3 protein-coding genes are annotated in these 1690 nt (G+C 42.0%); all 3 read left to right on the plus strand.

Annotated features, from left to right (window positions below; translation table 11 throughout):
• On the plus strand, positions 1–674 hold a 674-nt coding region (locus tag PsAD37_RS12805; protein ID WP_063296478.1), incomplete at its 5' end, for an HNH endonuclease.
• Between the two features lie 10 nt (positions 675–684).
• Entirely contained in the window at positions 685–1191 is a 507-nt protein-coding gene (locus PsAD37_RS12810) for an SMI1/KNR4 family protein (RefSeq protein WP_063296479.1), read from the plus strand.
• A gap of 165 nt (positions 1192–1356) precedes the next feature.
• Positions 1357–1566 (plus strand): SMI1/KNR4 family protein, encoded by a 210-nt coding sequence (locus PsAD37_RS12815; protein WP_063296480.1) that lies wholly within the window; start codon positions 1357–1359, stop codon positions 1564–1566.
• The last annotated feature ends 124 nt before the right edge of the window (positions 1567–1690 follow it).

Consider the following 1690-nt stretch of genomic DNA (forward strand, 5'->3'; position numbering starts at 1 on the left):
AAGCTCCTTCATCAGCAGCTCGAAATGCTGGTCAGTCCGGATTGATCGCTGGTCGAAAAGCAGGCGGAGAAGCCGCCAGGCTGAACGGGATGACCAATATCAAAAAGAATGGCAAAGCTCCCGATGTCATTGATAGTTCAGCTGACGCTCCCAAAGGAGCAAAAGGACTAAATAAAGGGGAAAAAACAGAACTAAGTGCCGATGAGTGGGAGGCTCAACGACCCAAAGGTACTCCCACAAAAAGTAATAAGAAGTTTGTCAAAGCGGAAAAATATGCGGATGGGTCCTACAAGGTTCATATGAAGCATCCAAGCGGCGATACATATAGTTTGCCTTATGATAAGGATGGTAATCCCGACTTCTACAGCGTTAGAAATGAATCGAATAATAGTGAGCTTGTTGAAGCGGTCTATCCTGGTAGTGAAGTAGAGTTGCCTAGGTTGGCGCATCCAAATGATTACGCGAAAAAATATGATCTGAATACGCCACAAGGGTATGACGATGCGAAAAAAGCAGCTCGTGGAGCTGACAAAAGAGCAGCAGAAGGGGAATTTCAGAAGACGCCAGGATACCAATGGCACCATAATGGTGGCAAGAGCATGATTGCGGTTGATAAGCACGTCCATCAGCTTTTTAAACATCATGGTGAATTTTCGAGAAACTTGAAGAAGTAAAGGAAGAATAATGCCTCTGATCGATCCGATCGCACAGCCTGCTGATGAACGGGAAATTGAAGCCTTTAAAGCGTGGGCTAAATATCCGGTTCCTGATGATTATCTTGCTTTTTTGAGAAAGTACAATGGTGGTTATCTGACTGGAGATAGTCCGTGTTTTTATAACAAGGATAATCATCGGTTAGCTAGTATTACGACCTTCATGCACATATCTGAAGTGGTAGATAAATGTATAAATAGAATATTTGAAAAGAATTTCTCTTTTTATACAGTTAAATTTGAAACTGGTAATATACAGGATGACTATTTTGCTCCCGATCATTACATTAAAATTGCCGATGGCGCAGAACATGAACATGTAGTGATCAACCTAAAAACTGGCCATGTTATTGGCTTTACTGATGATAATCGCGAAATAGAAACAGCAGAAGAGTTCTTGGAAGAATGCTCATTTCTTGCGGATAATTTCGATAGTTTTTTCTCGCAGATTGCTGATGACTTGCCTGATTGGGTCTGACTGAAACTTGACTGGCATTACGATGGTGACACAAGCATGACTACAGTCGATAGTGATGCTACTTAGCTCTTTAAGCATCATCATGAAATTTAAAAAAAAAAAGGTGCAGCGTAATTAGCCTTCTTCTTTCGGCAACTTTATTAAGCATATCTATTATGAGAAATGATGCCTCTTATCGATCCGATCGCGCAGCCTGCTGATGACAGAGAAATTGAAGACTTTAAAGCTTGGGCTAAATATCCGGTTCCTGATGATTATCTTGCTTTTTTGAGAGAGTGTAATGGTGGATATCTGACTGGAGGTGGGCCGTGTTTTTTTAACAGCAATGATCAATCAGTAGCAGCTGTTACGACTTTTATGCATATATCTGAGTGAGCCTCCCCCTTTGAAGTGGTCCACGCCTATAGTTAGGAAACCGGAGGACCATAGATGGCTATCAAGCGCCCCAAACCTGAAGATATTGTTGTGAAGTTACGGCAGGTTGAAGTTCTGATGGGGC

The organism is Pseudovibrio sp. Ad37, from assembly GCF_001623075.1.
In the GTDB taxonomy this organism is placed as follows: Bacteria; Pseudomonadota; Alphaproteobacteria; order Rhizobiales; family Stappiaceae; genus Pseudovibrio.

Coding starts and splice junctions, on each gene's coding strand:
- PsAD37_RS12810 (WP_063296479.1), top strand. CDS start 685: ATGCCTCTGATCGATCCGATCGCACAGCCTGCTGATGAACGGGAAATT.
- PsAD37_RS12815 (WP_063296480.1), top strand. CDS start 1,357: ATGCCTCTTATCGATCCGATCGCGCAGCCTGCTGATGACAGAGAAATT.